Source organism: Simplicispira lacusdiani, assembly GCF_003604195.1.
In the GTDB taxonomy this organism is placed as follows: domain Bacteria; phylum Pseudomonadota; class Gammaproteobacteria; order Burkholderiales; family Burkholderiaceae_C; genus Simplicispira; species Simplicispira lacusdiani.
This window is the reverse complement of record NZ_QXGR01000003.1, coordinates 299,060-311,608: the sequence shown is the minus strand read 5'-3', so window position 1 is coordinate 311,608 and position 12,549 is coordinate 299,060. Positions and strand designations below refer to the sequence as shown.

12 protein-coding genes are annotated in these 12,549 nt (G+C 69.0%); 9 read left to right on the top strand and 3 right to left on the bottom strand.

Annotated features, from left to right (window positions below; genetic code table 11):
• Positions 1-33 precede the first annotated feature (33 nt).
• Positions 34-768: a helix-turn-helix transcriptional regulator gene (locus tag D8S75_RS05940; protein ID WP_119965028.1), complete on the top strand. Its 735-nt coding sequence runs from the start codon at positions 34-36 to the stop codon at positions 766-768.
• On the opposite strand, the gene D8S75_RS05935 is transcribed toward D8S75_RS05940, so the two are convergent.
• The 3 genes from D8S75_RS05935 to D8S75_RS05925 are packed head-to-tail and all read right to left on the bottom strand — an operon-like array spanning position 755 to position 5,005.
• Positions 755-2,281: an NAD(P)H-hydrate dehydratase gene (locus tag D8S75_RS05935; protein WP_119965125.1), complete on the bottom strand. Its 1,527-nt coding sequence runs from the start codon at positions 2,279-2,281 to the stop codon at positions 755-757. The two genes, D8S75_RS05940 and D8S75_RS05935, sit on opposite strands and share 14 nt — an antisense overlap.
• Positions 2,282-2,339: 58 nt before the next feature.
• Positions 2,340-3,584 carry an FAD-dependent oxidoreductase gene (locus D8S75_RS05930; protein ID WP_119965026.1) on the bottom strand — a complete coding sequence of 415 codons (1,245 nt, stop codon included), beginning with the start codon at positions 3,582-3,584 and terminating at the stop codon, positions 2,340-2,342.
• Between the two features lie 50 nt (positions 3,585-3,634).
• Positions 3,635-5,005: an amidase gene (locus tag D8S75_RS05925; protein WP_119965025.1), complete on the bottom strand. Its 1,371-nt coding sequence runs from the start codon at positions 5,003-5,005 to the stop codon at positions 3,635-3,637.
• A 139-nt stretch (positions 5,006-5,144) separates the two neighbouring features.
• On the opposite strand from D8S75_RS05925, the gene rpsB reads away from it, so the two are divergent.
• From rpsB to rseP, 8 genes are all read left to right on the top strand, one after another.
• Positions 5,145-5,897, top strand: a complete 753-nt coding sequence (gene rpsB / locus D8S75_RS05920) for a 30S ribosomal protein S2 (RefSeq protein WP_119965023.1) — start codon at positions 5,145-5,147, stop codon at positions 5,895-5,897.
• Between the two features lie 114 nt (positions 5,898-6,011).
• Positions 6,012-6,938 (top strand): translation elongation factor Ts, encoded by a 927-nt coding sequence (tsf, locus tag D8S75_RS05915; protein ID WP_119965022.1) that lies wholly within the window; start codon positions 6,012-6,014, stop codon positions 6,936-6,938.
• A gap of 58 nt (positions 6,939-6,996) precedes the next feature.
• Entirely contained in the window at positions 6,997-7,719 is a 723-nt protein-coding gene (gene pyrH / locus D8S75_RS05910) for a UMP kinase (RefSeq protein ID WP_119965021.1), read from the top strand.
• Positions 7,720-7,766: 47 nt separating this feature from the next.
• Entirely contained in the window at positions 7,767-8,327 is a 561-nt protein-coding gene (gene frr, locus D8S75_RS05905; protein ID WP_119965020.1) for a ribosome recycling factor, read from the top strand.
• A 23-nt stretch (positions 8,328-8,350) separates the two neighbouring features.
• Positions 8,351-9,082, top strand: coding sequence for a polyprenyl diphosphate synthase (gene uppS / locus D8S75_RS05900; protein ID WP_119965019.1), 732 nt, complete (start codon positions 8,351-8,353; stop codon positions 9,080-9,082).
• Between the two features lie 23 nt (positions 9,083-9,105).
• Positions 9,106-9,960: a phosphatidate cytidylyltransferase gene (locus tag D8S75_RS05895; protein WP_119965018.1), complete on the top strand. Its 855-nt coding sequence runs from the start codon at positions 9,106-9,108 to the stop codon at positions 9,958-9,960.
• Entirely contained in the window at positions 9,957-11,147 is a 1,191-nt protein-coding gene (gene ispC, locus D8S75_RS05890; RefSeq protein WP_119965017.1) for a 1-deoxy-D-xylulose-5-phosphate reductoisomerase, read from the top strand. Before D8S75_RS05895 ends, ispC begins: the two co-directional genes overlap by 4 nt.
• A gap of 31 nt (positions 11,148-11,178) precedes the next feature.
• Positions 11,179-12,540 carry an RIP metalloprotease RseP gene (gene rseP, locus D8S75_RS05885; protein ID WP_119965016.1) on the top strand — a complete coding sequence of 454 codons (1,362 nt, stop codon included), beginning with the start codon at positions 11,179-11,181 and terminating at the stop codon, positions 12,538-12,540.
• The last annotated feature ends 9 nt before the right edge of the window (positions 12,541-12,549 follow it).

The following is a 12,549-nucleotide window of genomic DNA, read 5'->3' as shown; positions in this document are numbered from 1 at the left end:
GCAAGCCCGCCGGAAAACTTGTATGTTTGGGCTATGCGCGCGACGAACACACTGACCCTGGGTGCCGACCGGGCCCTGTATGTGGGAGAGCTGCCGGCCACCGGCTGGCATCGCCACGCCGCGCCCGTGCTGCTGCTGGGGCTGTCGGGGCACTTTGCGGTGCATCTGGCCTCGGGGCGCGTGGAAAGCTGCCATAGCGCGCTCATCGACATGGGGGTCTGGCATCTGTTCGACCCGTGCGGCGAGCGCGTGGCCTTGGTGTACTTGGAGCCCGATTCCGCCGAGGCCCGCGGCCTGCGGCCCTGGTTCAGGCAGCAAGGCGGCGTGGTGTTCGACCCGGCCACGCCGACCCGCGCGCGTGGCTGCACGGAAGCCCGCCTGCGCAGCTTCGACCTGCAGGGCCTGCTGGGCCAGCGTTTCGAGACGGCTGCCGAACTCGATGCCCGCGTATTGCGCAGCCTGCGGCACCTGCGCATGGCGCGCGACGGGGCCTTGCCGCGCGATCAGGTGGCGCAGGCGGCGCACCTGTCGGCGTCGCGCTTCAACCACCTGTTCCGCGAGGAGATGGGCGTGAGCTTTCGCAGCTACCGTGTGTGGTCCCAGGTGCGGGCGGCCATGGCGGGGCTGGCCACGCAACCCCGGTTGACCGATGCCGCACTGCACGGCGCGTTCAGCGACTCCGCGCATTTCAGCCGCACCTTCCGACAGACGTTCGGTATGACGCCGTCGAGCGTGCTCAAGCCCCTGCGCGAGGTCACGCTGGTGTGAAGGTGTCCCTGGGCCGCATGCGCTGCGCCAGCGCGCTGGCCGTGAGCGCCTGTCCGGCGGGCCAGGCATCGGCGGCGCGGCCATGGGCATACACCGCCTCGGCGGCTGCATCGTGCGGCGCCAGGTCGGCGGCCCAGTACGCGCCGATCAGGCCGGCGAGCACGTCGCCGGTGCCGGCCGTGGCCAGGAGGGCGTTGCCGGTGGGGTTGATGCAGGGTGGCTGGCCGGACGCTGCCACCACGCTGCCCGACCCCTTGAGGACGACCACACAGCCAAAGCGCTGCACCAACTGCTGCGCTGCTGCCAGGCGGTGCGCCTGCACGCTGGCGGTGTCCGTGCCCAGGAGGCGCGCCGCTTCCAGCGGGTGGGGCGTGAGCACGGTGGCCTGCGCCCTGCGCGCGCGGTCGCCCAGGGCCTGCGCGAGCGTGGCGTCGGAGGCGATGGCGTTGAGCGCATCGGCATCGAGCACCAGGCGCGGAGCCTCGGCCAGTACCCGGGGCAACACGGCACGCACGGCTTCGCCACCGCCGCAGCCGCACACCACGGTGAGCTGTCCGAGCCGCAGAGCATCGACGTGGCGGAACATGAGTTCGGGCTGCCGCACATCGAGATCAAGCGTGCCGCCCAGCAGCGCCACCAGCACGCGGCCCGCGCCGCCGTGCAGTGCCGCGCTGGCCGCCAGCAGCGCCGCGCCGCCCATGCCCAGGCCGCGCGCCTGCAGGCCCTCGCCGCCCACCACGGCCACATCGCCATAGCTGCCCTTGTGGCTGGCATGGATGCGGGGCGGTGCTGTGGGCGGGCCCGCGAGCCATGCGCTGGGCGGTTTGCCGGCGCTGTGGCTGCCCAGATCATCGAGCCACACCGTGCCGGCGGCGTCGCGCCCGGCACCCGTGAACAGCCCAGGCTTGAGCGTGAGCAGGCTCAGGGTGTGGCGTGGCGATAGGAGGCCGACATCGGCCGGGGGGGCGAAGCCGGGGGCGTATTGCCCGGTATCACCCTGCAGGCCCGAGGGCAGGTCCACGGCCAGCAGCGGCGCGGGGCTGGAGTGCAGTTGCCGCAGCAGGGCCAGGAGCCGGCCCTGGGGTGGCGGCCGGGTGTCGCCAGGCGCCAGGCCGATGCCCAGCAGCGCATCGACGCACAAGTCGTGCGGACCCAGATTTGCCGGTGCCTCGCTGGCGAACTGCACGCCCGCATCCTGGGCGCGCCGCCATGATTGCAGGGCGTCTGATGGCGCGCTTTCGGGGGCTCCGAGCCAGGTCACCACCACGGGAAGACCCTGCTGGCGCAGGTGCATGGCGGCCTCCAGGCCGTCGCCGCCGTTGTTGCCGGGGCCGCAGGCGATCCAGAGGGTGCGTGCGTGCGGCGCCAGGGCGCGTGACAGCCGGGCGACGGCCAGGCCGGCGCGCTGCATCAGCGTGTGCGCGGGCAACTGGGCCGCCGCGGCATGTTCGATGCGGCGCGTGGCGGCGGTGTCATGGAGCGGATGCGGCTGGTCAGTGCGGATGCGGTGCATGGCGGCGTGCGGCGGCGCCCCGTCGGGGCGATGGCCCATTGTGCGCCAGCCGCGGCCATCAGAAGCGTTGTGCGCCCAGTCCTTCGAGGCCGATATCGGCCTCGCGGCCGCCGATCTGGTCGGCCAAGGCGCGCGCGCTGCCGCAGGCCAGGGCCCAGCCGCTCGCGCCGTGGCCCAGGTTCAACCAGAAGCCGGGCGCGGCGCTGGGGCCGATGATGGGCGGCCCGTCGGGCAGCATGGGCCGGGCGCCGCGCCAGACCTGCACGCCGCTGGAATGCGACACACCGCCGGGGAAGCATTCACCCAGCACGCGGTACAGCGTGTTCAATGTCTGCGGGTGCGCGCTGCTTCGCCCCAGTTCGGCGCCGCCCGAGACGCGCACGCGCTGGCCCAGCCGGGCGATGGTGGTCTGGCTGGCCACGTCCACCACCACGCCCAGGGGGGCGTGCAGTTCTTCCCGCAGTGGCGCGCTGACCGAGCTGCCGTGCAGCGCCACCAAGGGCAGGCGCTGGCCCAGCGGCTGCAGTAGCGCGGCGCTCTGCACGCCCGCGCAGAGCACCACGGCATCGAAGGCGCGGGGGGTGGGTTCGCCTTCCACCTGTACGCTGGCGGGGCTGCCGGCGAGCCGGGAGATGCGGGTGTTGAAAAGGAATTCGGCGCCCAGCTGCTGGGCGGCCTGGCGCAGCAGCAGCGCGAACTGGCGGCAGTTGCCCGCCAGGCCATCGGGCAGGTGCAGCGCGCCGGCCAGGGGCAGGGCGGGCGAGAGGCCGGGCTCGATGGCGCGGGCCGCATCGGCGTCCACCTCGTGGACGGTGCTGCCGGCGTCGCGCAAGGCCTTGAGCACGGGTGTCAGTGTTTCTGCGTCACGTGGCGTGCGCAGCAGCATCAGGGTGCCGGCGCTGTGCTCGAACTGCAGGTCCAGCGACTCGGCCAGGCGCAGCAGGCGTGCGTGGCTGTAGCGCGCCAGCCGCTCCAGGGCCGCCAGCGGAGGCAGGGGCTCGCCGCTCTTGGCGCAGGCGCGCGCGGCACGGCGCCAGCGCCGCAGCCAGGACAGTTCGGCCAGCGTGAGCGCGCGCCCCAGGCGGGGGGCGGCCGAGCGGCCGAAGTAGGCCGGTGCTTGCGAGGCGCCGGGGGCCGACCAGGGCGCGAGGGGCCCGGGGGCCAGCAGGCCGCCGGTGGCGAAGCTGGCTTCTTCGGCGGCGGCGCCGCGTTGTTCGAACACGGTGACGGCATGGCCGTCTTGCGCCAGTTCATACGCGGTGGTGACGCCGACGATGCCGGCGCCCACGATGGCTATCTTCATGGATTCAGAGTTTTTTTGGCCTCTGGCGCAATGCTGGTGAGCGTCAGTAGCTATTGTTTTTGTAGTATTTCTTCGATGCGCAGGCTGATGTTGAGCACGGCGTCATCGTGCAGTGCAGCATGCCACACCATCATGCCGACCGGCAGTTCCCCAGCGGCGTGGCAGGGCAAGGACAGCGCGCAGCCGTCGAGCATGTTGATGATGCTCGTGTTGCGCAGCAGCAGGCCGTTGGCGTGGAAGAACGCGGCGTCGCGCGCGGCGTCTTGGGCCGCATCGCGGCCCTCGGCGGGTGCGACGCTGGCGATGGGCGGTGCCACGATGGGCACCGTGGGCGAGAGCAGGGCGTCGTACCCCGCGATGGCGGACTCCACGCTGGCGATCCAGCGCGCACGGGCCCGCAGCAGGTCGATGTATTCGAACGCGGCCATGGCGGCGCCGCGCTCGATGCGGGCACGCACGCGCGGGTCGTAGCGCGGGCCCTCGCGGGCCAGCAGCGGGCGGTGCCAGGCGTAGCTTTCGGCCGCCGAGAAGCCGCCGGTGGCCTGGATGCCGGCCAGGTCGCCCACCTGGGGCAGGTCGATGGTGTCGATGCGCGCGCCGGCGCCGCGCAGGGCCGCGAGCGAGCGCTCGAAGGCCTGCGCCACCGTCGCGTCGAGTCCGTCGAGGAAGATGCCGGAGGGCACGGCCAGGCGCCAGGCCGACAGCGGCGCCGGGCTGCGCGTGACACGGCGCGCGGCCAGGATTTCGTGCGCCAGCACCGCGTCGCGCACCGTGCGCGTGAGGGCGCAGGCGGTGTCCAGCGTGGTCGACAGCGGCACGGCGCCCTCGGTGGGCACCAGCCGGGCGGTGTTCTTGAAACCCACGATGCCGTTCAGGGCGGCCGGTATGCGGATCGAGCCGCCCGTGTCCGAACCCAGGCCGATGAAGGCCGCGCCCGTGGCCACCGACACCCCGGCGCCCGACGACGAGCCACCGGGCACGCGCGCCGGGCCGGCCAAGGCGCCAAAGCGCCCATCCCAGGCGGCGGGCGTGCCGTGGTGCGGGTTGGTGCCCACGCCGGAGAACGCGAATTCCACCATGTTCGTGCGGCCGATGAAGGCAGCGCCGGCCGCGCGCAGCCGCGCCACGGCGGGGCAGTCCTCGGCCGCCGGCGGGGCGTCGGCCAGTACCACCGAGCCAGCGGGCGTGGGCAGGCCTTGCATGTCGAACAGGTCCTTCACGGACACGGCCAGGCCCGCCAGCGGCAGGCGCTCGATGCCGGGCTGGGCGGCGCGGGCGATGGCGTCGTCGAACAGCGGGCGGGTGAAGGCGTGGGCGCAGGCGGGGGAGCGCGCGGCGGCCAGGGCGGCCTCCATTTCCAAGCGGGCGCTGGTTTGGCCGGCCTGCAGCATGCGCCGCGTGGTGTCAAGGTCTCTGGGCATGCCTGTGCTAGAATCTTTGGGTTTTGCCGGGTGCTGAAACTTGGCAAGACAAATCGCGAACCAGTCCCATCAAGGTGTTGCGGCCCGGAAGGCCGCAAATGTCGGGCTGGATTTTAGACCCAACCTTTGGAGTATTTTTATGTCCGTCACCATGCGCGAAATGCTGGAAGCCGGTGTCCACTTCGGCCACCAAACCCGCTTCTGGAACCCCAAGATGGCCCCGTACATCTTCGGCCACCGCAACAAGATCCACATCATCAACCTGGAAAAGTCGCTGCCGATGCTCCAGGCAGCCACCAAGTTCGCCACGCAACTGTCGGCCAACCGCGGCACCATCCTGATCGTCGGCACCAAGCGCCAGGCCCGTGACACCGTCGCCGCCGAAGCCGCGCGCGCCGGCGTGCCTTTCGTGAACCAGCGCTGGCTGGGTGGCATGCTGACGAACTTCAAGACCGTGAAGACCTCGATCAAGCGCCTGAAGGACATGAAGGCCCAGCAGGAAGCCGGCCTGGAGTCCCTGAGCAAGAAGGAACAGCTGATGTTCGCCCGCGAGATCGAGAAGCTCGAAAAGGACATCGGCGGCATCCAGGACATGAATGCCCTGCCCGATGCCATCTTCGTGGTCGACGTGGGCTTCCACAAGATCGCCATCGCCGAAGCCCGCAAGCTGGGCATCCCGCTGATCGGCGTGGTCGACACCAACCACTCGCCCGAAGGCATTGACTACGTTATCCCCGGCAACGACGACTCCGCCAAGGCCGTGGACCTGTACGTGCGCGCCATCGCCGACGCCATCATCGAAGGCCGCAACAACGCCGTCACCGAAGTGGCCAAGGCTGCTTCCGGCGAAGGCTCCGACGAATTCGTGGAAGTGGAAGAGTCCGCTGCCTGAAGTCCCGGGCCCGCGCGATGCGTCGCGGAGAAAAAGAGGGGCTCGATCGGCCCCCTTTTTTTATCTGGAAAACGATTGATCTCGAACGATTGAACTGAATACGGAGAAACACAAATGGCTGCAATTACCGCAAGCATGGTCGCCGAACTGCGTGGCAAGACCGACGCCCCCATGATGGAATGCAAGAAGGCCCTGACGGAGGCCGACGGCGACATGGCCAAGGCCGAAGAGCTGCTGCGCGTCAAGCTCGGCACCAAGGCCGGTAAGGCCGCTTCGCGCGTCACCGCCGAAGGCGTGGTGGCCAGCTTCATCGACGGCGCCACCGGCGCCCTGATCGAAGTGAACAGCGAAACCGACTTCGTGAGCAAGAACGACAGCTTCATCGCCATGGCCAAGGCCGCGGCCGAGCTGATCGCCAAGCACAATCCCGCCGACATCGAGGCCCTGGGTCAACTCGCCTACGAGCAGGACGGCTTCGGCCCCACGCTGGAAGACGTGCGCAAGGGCCTGATCGGCAAGATCGGCGAGAACATGTCGTTCCGCCGCTTCAAGCGTTTCAGCGGCGCCAACCTGGCGGCCTACCTGCACGGCTCGCGCATCGGTGTGGTCGTCGAGTTCGACGGTGACGCCAACGCCGCCAAGGACGTGGCCATGCACGTGGCCGCCATGAAGCCCGTGGCCCTGACCAGCGCCGACGTGCCCGCCGACCTGATCGCCAAGGAGCGCGCTGTCGCCGAAGGCAAGGCCGATGAAGCCAACAAGGAGCTGGTGGCCGCTGGCAAGCCTGCGCAGAGCGCCGAAATCACCGCCAAGCGCATCGACGGCGCCGTGCAGAAGTACCTGAAGGAAGTCTCGCTGGCCGACCAGGTCTTCGTGAAGGCCGCCGACGGCAAGCAGACCGTGGCGCAGATGCTCAAGGCCGCCAACACCACCGTCAAGGGCTTCACGCTCTACGTCGTGGGCGAAGGCATTGAGAAGAAGGTGGACGACTTCGCCGCCGAAGTGGCCGCCCAGGTGGCAGCCGCCAAGGCCGCAGCCTGATCCTCTCTGCCAGCCCCTTTCGCCGTTCACCCATCCACACCATCCACGGAGACCGCCCATGACCACCGCCACGCCAGCCTACAAGCGCATCCTGCTCAAGCTGTCGGGCGAGGCGCTCATGGGGGACGACGCCTTCGGCATCAACCGCGCGACCATCGTGCGCATGGTGCAGGAGGTGGCCGAGGTCACCCGCATGGGGGTGGAGGTGGCCGTGGTGATCGGCGGCGGCAACATCTTCCGTGGCGTGGCCGGCGGCTCGGTCGGCATGGACCGCGCCACGGCCGACTACATGGGCATGCTGGCCACCGTGATGAACGCGCTGGCGCTGGCCGATGCCATGGACAAGCAGGGCCTGACGGCCCGCGTGATGTCCGCCATCTCCATCGAACAGGTGGTCGAGCCCTATGTGCGCCCCAAGGCGCTGCAGTACCTCGAAGAGGGCAAGGTGGTGGTCTTCGCGGCCGGCACGGGCAACCCCTTCTTCACCACCGATACCGCCGCCGCGCTGCGCGGCGCAGAAATCGGTGCCGAGCTGGTGCTCAAGGCCACCAAGGTCGATGGTGTCTATACGGCCGATCCGCACAAGGACCCCTCGGCCACGCGCTACGCCAAGCTCAGTTTCGACGAGGCCATGGCGCAGAACCTGGGCATCATGGATGCCACGGCGTTTGCCCTGTGCCGTGACCAGAAGCTGCCCGTGAAGGTCTTTTCCATCTTCAAGTCCGGCGCCCTCAAGCGCGTGGTGATGGGCGAAGACGAAGGCACGCTGGTCTACGCCTGAAGGCCGGGCCGCGCAGGGCGCGGCCGGCAGTCCCCCGAGGAGAAAACATGACGATTGCCGACATCAAGAAGAATGCCGAAACCAAGATGGACCAGTCCATCGTGGCCTTCAAGAACAACCTGCAGAAGATCCGCACGGGCCGCGCCAATCCCGCCCTGCTCGACTCGGTGCACGTGGAGTACTACGGCTCCATGGTGCCCCTGTCGCAGGTGGCCAACGTGTCCCTGCTCGATGCGCGCACCATCAGCGTGCAGCCCTGGGAAAAGGGCATGGGCGCCAAGATCGAGAAGGCCATCCGCGAGAGCGACCTGGGCCTGAACCCGGCCTCCCTGGGCGACCTGATCCGCGTGCCCATGCCCCCCATGAGCGAAGAGCGCCGCAAGGAAATGACCAAGCTGGCCCGCAACGAGGGTGAGTCGGCCAAGATCGCCGTGCGCAACCTGCGCCGCGACGCCAACGAGGCGGTGAAGAAGCTGGTCAAGGACAAGCTCGCCTCCGAGGACGACCAGAAGCGCGCCGAGGCAGACATCCAGAAGGTGACCGACCGGCACATCGCCGAGATCGATACCCTGGTGACTGCCAAGGAACAGGAAATCATGGCGGTTTGAAACCCGCCGCGATGTCTGCCCCCATGGCCCAGAATCTGGTGCCACCCCACCACATCGCCATCGTCATGGATGGCAACGGCCGCTGGGCCAAGCGCCGCTTCCTGCCGCGCCTGGCCGGCCACAAGCAGGGCGTGGACGTGCTGCGCCGCTGCGTGCAAGCCTGCGCCCAGCGTGGCGTGGGCGTGCTCACGGTCTTCGCTTTTTCGTCCGAGAACTGGAACCGCCCGCAGGAAGAGGTGTCCGGCCTCATGGAACTGCTGGCCAAGGCCCTGTCGCGCGAGGTGCCGCAACTGCTGCGCGATGGCGTGCAACTGCATTTCGTCGGCGAACGCGCAGGTCTCTCCGACAAGGTGCGCGAAGGCCTGGCGCAGGGCGAGGCGGCCACGGCGCACAACACGCGCCTGGTGCTCAATGTGTGCTTCAACTACGGCGGGCGCTGGGACATGGCCCAGGCCGCGGCCAAGCTGGCGGCGCGGGGCGAACCCATCACCGAGACCAGCCTGAACGCAGCCATGGCGCTGGCCCATGTGCCCGATCCCGACCTCCTGATCCGCACCGGTGGCGAGATGCGACTGAGCAACTTCCTGCTCTGGCAGGCCGCCTACTCCGAGCTGTACTTCAGCGACAAGCTCTGGCCTGATTTCGACGATGCCGCGCTGGACGAGGCGATCGCTGCCTTCCATGCGCGCGAGCGCCGTTTTGGCAAGACTTCCGAGCAAATCCTGTCCGCGCCTTCCGCATTGGCGCGCGCCTGAAAACAGGTTCTGAAAGGGCCTTCATGCTGAAGCAGCGCATCATCACCGCCCTGGTCCTGTTGGCCATCCTGCTGCCCGCTTTGTTCTACCCGTCGCCGGAGCCCTTCACCGCCGTGGTGCTGGTGCTGATGGCAGGCGCCGCCTGGGAGTGGGGGCGTCTCAATGGCGCGGGTGGCGCGGGCTCGGTGGTCGTGGGCGCCGTGTGCGTGGCGTTGTGCGCCGCTTCCTGGATGTTTGGGCTGACCGGCCGCGTTCTGTTGCCGTTGTGGGTGGGCGCGGGGGCGTTCTGGGTGCTGGGCAGCGCTTGGCTGCTGCGCGCGGGCGTGGCTGGCTGGCCGCGCATTCCGGCCGTGGTACGTCTTGTCTCCGGCGTCCTGGCCCTGTGGCTGGCCTGGCTGGCGGTGGTGCAGGCGCGCGCCGTGGGCATCAATTTTCTGCTGTCGGTGATGACCCTGGTCTGGATGGCCGACATCGCCGCCTACTTCGCCGGCCGGGCCTTCGGCCTGCGCTTCACCAAGAACAAGCTGGCTCCCACGATCAGCCCGGGCAAGAGCTGGGAAGGCGTGTGGGGCGGTGTCGCCGGCGTGTTGGCCCTGGCCCTGGCCTGGGTGGTGGCCGATGCGCACTGGCAGGCGCCGGTTGCCAGCTTCTATACGCGCTTGGCGCGCCAGGGCTGGTGGCTGTTGCTGCTGGGCACCTTGTTCATGGTGGCCATGAGCGTGGTGGGCGACCTCATCGAATCGCTCATCAAGCGCAGCGCGGGTGTCAAGGACAGCAGCAACCTGCTGCCCGGCCATGGTGGCGTTCTCGACCGGGTCGACGCGCTGCTGCCCACGCTGCCGCTGGCCATGATGCTTTCCTCCCTGGTACACGCATGAAACAACGCATCACGGTGCTCGGCTCCACGGGCTCCATCGGCACCAGCACGCTCGACGTGGTGGCGCGCCACCCCGACCGTTTCGAGGTCTTCGCGCTGAGCGCGGCCACGCAGGTGGAACTGATGCTGGAGCAGTGCGCGCGTTTCCGTCCGCGCCATGCCGTCATGGCCAGCGCGCCGCACGCCCGGTTGCTGGCCGAGAAAATTGAGCAAAATGGCCTTCCAACGCAGGTACTGCAAGCGCCAGATGCTATTGAAACGATAGCATCTCATCCTGAGGTGGATGCTGTCATGGCGGCCATTGTCGGCGCGGCCGGGCTGGCGCCGTGCCTCGCGGCGGCACGCGCGGGCAAGCGCCTGCTGCTGGCCAACAAGGAGGCCCTGGTGGTGGGTGGCGAGGTGTTCCTGCGCGCGGTGCGCGAGGGTGGCGCCACGCTGTTGCCGATCGACAGCGAGCACTCGGCCATTTTCCAGTCGTTGCCCGAGGACCCGGCGACCTGGCAGCGGCGCGTGGACAAGATCATCCTCACTGCTTCAGGCGGCCCGTTCCGCCAGCGCGATCCGAAAACCTTGCGCGAGGTCACGCCCGAACAAGCCTGCGCCCACCCCAATTGGGTCATGGGGCGCAAGATCTCGGTCGATTCGGCCACGATGATGAACAAGGCGCTGGAGGTCATCGAGGCACGCTACCTGTTCGGCCTGGCGCCGCGCCAGCTCGACGTGGTCATCCACCCGCAGAGCATCATCCACTCCATGGTGCAGTACCGCGATACCTCGGTGGTGGCGCAGTTGGGCACGCCCGACATGCGCGTGCCCATCGCCTACGGCCTGGCCTGGCCGGAACGGGTGGAGTCGGGCGCGACCGCGCTTGACTTCCATGCCCTGGGCGCCATGACCTTCGAGGCCATCGACGACCATGGCCACCCCGAGCGTTTTCCGGGCCTGCGCCTGGCCTGGGAGGCGTTGGAGGCGCCCGGGGGCACGACGGCCGTGCTCAACGCCGCCAACGAGGTCGCCGTGGCCGCCTTTTTGGAGCGGCGCATCCGCTTCGACCAGATCCATGCGCTGAACCTGGAAACTTTGTCCGCCGTCGCGCCCTCCAACCCCGACTCGCTTGGCGACCTGCTGGCGCTCGACGCGCGCTCGCGCGAGGCCGCGTGGCGTGGCGTGGAGCGCATGGCCGCCTGAGCTGAGTTTTCCACCGTTCACCGGAGCCAGGATGCTGACCGTCATTGCCTTTCTTGTCGCGCTGGGGGTGTTGATCGCCGTGCACGAATACGGCCATTACCGCGTGGCCGTGGCCTGCGGCGTCAAGGTGCTGCGTTTTTCCGTGGGGTTTGGCAAGCCGCTGCTGCGCTGGCAGCCCAAGGGTTCATCCACGGAATTCGTCGTGGGCGCGTTCCCGCTGGGTGGCTACGTGCGCATGCTCGATGAGCGCGAGGCCCCGGTGGCGCCCGAGGAGCGCCACCTGGCCTTCAACACCCAGCCGCTGCGCTCGCGCGCCCTCATCGTCGCGGCGGGGCCGGTGGCAAACCTGGTGCTGGCCGTGCTGCTCTACGCCACCGTCAACTGGATCGGTGTGCAGGAACCCATGGCTTACCTGGCACGCCCGGTGCCGGGTTCGGTGGCCGAGGCGGCCGGGCTGCATGGCGGGGAGTTGGTGCACAGCGCCGCCCTGGGCGACGAGGAGCCGCGCCCGGTGCGCTCCTTCGAGGATCTGCGCTGGCTGTTGACGCGTGGGGCGCTGGAATCCACGCCGGTGCGGCTGGAGGTGGAGCCCTCCGCGGGTGCCACGCTGCGCACGGTGCTGCTGGCGCTTGACAGTATCGACGCCAAGGATGTCGACGCGCGGTTGATGCACCGCATCGGCTTGATGGGGCCCTGGACGCAGCCCGTGCTGGGCGAGGTCATGGCAGGCGGCGCGGCCGAGCGCGCGGGGCTGAAGGAGGGTGATCTGGTGCTGCGCATCGGCAGCGCCGAGGTGGTGGATGGACAGCAATTGCGCGAGTTGATCCGCGCCTCCGTGCGCGATGGGCAGCCGTTGGCGCAACCCTGGCGCATCACGCGCGGCGCCGAGAATCTGACCATCGATGTGCGGCCCGACGTGCAGCAGGAGCAGGGCGTGGCCGTGGGCCGTGTCGGTGCCTACGTGGGTGCGCGACCGCAATTCACCACCGTGCAGCATGGTCTGCTCGAAGGTTTGTGGAATGGCGCAGCCCGCACCTGGCAGGTGTCGGTGCTCACGCTCAAGATGATGGGCCGCATGGTCATTGGCGAGGCCTCGCTGAAGAATATCAGTGGCCCGCTGACCATCGCGGACTACGCCGGGCGTTCGGCCAGCCTGGGCCTGACGCATTACCTGGGGTTCGTGGCGCTCATCAGCGTGAGCCTGGGGGTGCTCAACCTGCTGCCGTTGCCGGTCCTCGATGGGGGGCACCTGATGTATTATCTTTGGGAGGGCGTGACGGGGAGAAGCATCTCGGATGCCTGGATGGAGCGTCTGCAGCGCGGTGGCATCGCCGTGCTGTTCCTGATGATGTCCATCGCCTTGTTCAACGATATCTCCCGGCTATTTGGCTAACCTTAAGAC

Excerpts from the sequence above, each read along its gene's own strand:
- D8S75_RS05935 (WP_119965125.1), bottom strand. The coding sequence starts at position 2,281 with ATGCACCGCATCCGCACTGACCAGCCGCATCCGCTCCATGACACCGCC.
- D8S75_RS05925 (WP_119965025.1), bottom strand. The coding sequence starts at position 5,005 with ATGCCCAGAGACCTTGACACCACGCGGCGCATGCTGCAGGCCGGCCAA.
- D8S75_RS05930 (WP_119965026.1), bottom strand. The coding sequence starts at position 3,584 with ATGAAGATAGCCATCGTGGGCGCCGGCATCGTCGGCGTCACCACCGCG.
- rseP (WP_119965016.1), top strand. The coding sequence starts at position 11,179 with ATGCTGACCGTCATTGCCTTTCTTGTCGCGCTGGGGGTGTTGATCGCC.
- rpsB (WP_119965023.1), top strand. The coding sequence starts at position 5,145 with ATGTCCGTCACCATGCGCGAAATGCTGGAAGCCGGTGTCCACTTCGGC.
- ispC (WP_119965017.1), top strand. The coding sequence starts at position 9,957 with ATGAAACAACGCATCACGGTGCTCGGCTCCACGGGCTCCATCGGCACC.
- D8S75_RS05940 (WP_119965028.1), top strand. The coding sequence starts at position 34 with ATGCGCGCGACGAACACACTGACCCTGGGTGCCGACCGGGCCCTGTAT.
- tsf (WP_119965022.1), top strand. The coding sequence starts at position 6,012 with ATGGCTGCAATTACCGCAAGCATGGTCGCCGAACTGCGTGGCAAGACC.
- frr (WP_119965020.1), top strand. The coding sequence starts at position 7,767 with ATGACGATTGCCGACATCAAGAAGAATGCCGAAACCAAGATGGACCAG.
- uppS (WP_119965019.1), top strand. The coding sequence starts at position 8,351 with ATGGCCCAGAATCTGGTGCCACCCCACCACATCGCCATCGTCATGGAT.
- D8S75_RS05895 (WP_119965018.1), top strand. The coding sequence starts at position 9,106 with ATGCTGAAGCAGCGCATCATCACCGCCCTGGTCCTGTTGGCCATCCTG.
- pyrH (WP_119965021.1), top strand. The coding sequence starts at position 6,997 with ATGACCACCGCCACGCCAGCCTACAAGCGCATCCTGCTCAAGCTGTCG.